The 1,295-nt window shown below is 62.7% G+C and carries 3 protein-coding genes; all 3 read right to left on the reverse strand.

Annotation, left to right across the window (positions count from 1 at the left end; genetic code table 11):
- Positions 1-282 (reverse strand): transposase (locus tag ACIBSV_RS50660; RefSeq protein ID WP_395874803.1); only part of this gene is annotated, 282 nt, incomplete at its 3' end.
- Between the two features lie 62 nt (positions 283-344).
- Positions 345-671 carry an IS66 family insertion sequence element accessory protein TnpB gene (gene tnpB / locus ACIBSV_RS50665; RefSeq protein WP_131807846.1) on the reverse strand — a complete coding sequence of 109 codons (327 nt, stop codon included), beginning with the start codon at positions 669-671 and terminating at the stop codon, positions 345-347.
- Between the two features lie 5 nt (positions 672-676).
- Positions 677-1,048, reverse strand: coding sequence for an IS66-like element accessory protein TnpA (gene tnpA, locus ACIBSV_RS50670; protein ID WP_004633552.1), 372 nt, complete (start codon positions 1,046-1,048; stop codon positions 677-679).
- Positions 1,049-1,295: the final 247 nt, after the last annotated feature.

Here is a 1,295-nt window from a genome sequence, read left to right on the forward strand (position 1 = left end):
AGATTTGGACGACGGCAGGAGCGCTTCCAGTTCGGTCTCAATCGCCTCGAGGTCTGCGTCAATGGCTTCGTCCAGCAGACTCGCCTGTTCAGATGTCAGTTGCTCGCTGCGCTTGCCGAACTTCCAGCGCTTGTGGATGGCCAGCTCGTGTGTGAGCTGGTCGATCTTGGCTTGCCGGTACCGCAACTCCCGGTCCTTCTCGCCGACCTGGGCCATCAACTGCGCAGCCAGTGTGCGCAGTTCGTCCGGGCTCAGGGCATCGAGGTTGGTGGGTAGGTTCATGCGGCGAGTCTGCCAGAACCCCAAGTCCTCTGGAAGGAAGCCAGTTTACGGCTTTGGGGGTATTACACGACCGTGATCGCGTGGTCGTGGGTGAGCGTCTGCCAAGGCAGCCCCGTCACCAGCGCACGCAATTGCTCGGGATTGAGCGCCGTGGCGATCGCCTGGTCGCCGTTCGTCCAGATGAAGCGCCCCTTGTTGAGGCGCCGCGCGGCCAGCCAGATGCCGAAGCCGTCGTAGACCAGCACCTTCATGCGCGTCGAACTCTTATTGGCAAACAGGTAGGCGTGGTGGGGGCGTGCCGCGCCGAACACCTTGACGACCCGCGCGAGGATCGTTTCGGTACCGGCGCGCATGTCCAGCGGCTCCACGGCCAACCAGATCGCGTCCACCCGAATCAACGCAACCACCCTTGCAGCCACTGGGCGCACTGCGCTGCGGCCGATCCCGGCCAGCGAAGACTGATCGTCGTCGCGCCACGGCGGACTTCGATCTGGATGTCCGGCACGGCAGTGGTCGGCTCGCCGATCCGCAACGGGATGAACTCGCCTTGCGGCACCCTCATCAACTCGCGGTCCTCAGGCGCGCCATTCTTTGCTTCCTGCTCGGCGACCCAGCGCCGCAGCAGATTCGCATTGAGGCGATGGTGCAGGGCTATCGCCGCGATCGAAACACCCGGCTGCATGCACTCCTGCACTGCCTTGGCCTTGAACTCGGCGCTATGCCGACGTCGGCGCCGTATTGGCGCGCTCTCTTCGATAGTGTCCACGTGTCCACCTAGAACTAGATGGACACGATGCTCCTTGCTACGCGGGTCCCCTTCAAGACGGGTTCACCGGGTGCTTACCGTTCACGGTAAATCCGGTCGTTGCGGTCAGGCTCGCTAGATTGCTTGAGGAAGCCGACACGCATTCTGCTGAACAATGGCAGATTGCATGCCCCTTTTCTGGCTTTTGGGCAGCAAATGACGCCAGCTTGGCTGGCGTACCAGCGGGCGAGATACTTACTGCGCTGCC

It is taken from the genome of Embleya sp. NPDC050154 (assembly GCF_044460165.1).
Classification (GTDB): domain Bacteria; phylum Actinomycetota; class Actinomycetes; order Streptomycetales; family Streptomycetaceae; genus Embleya.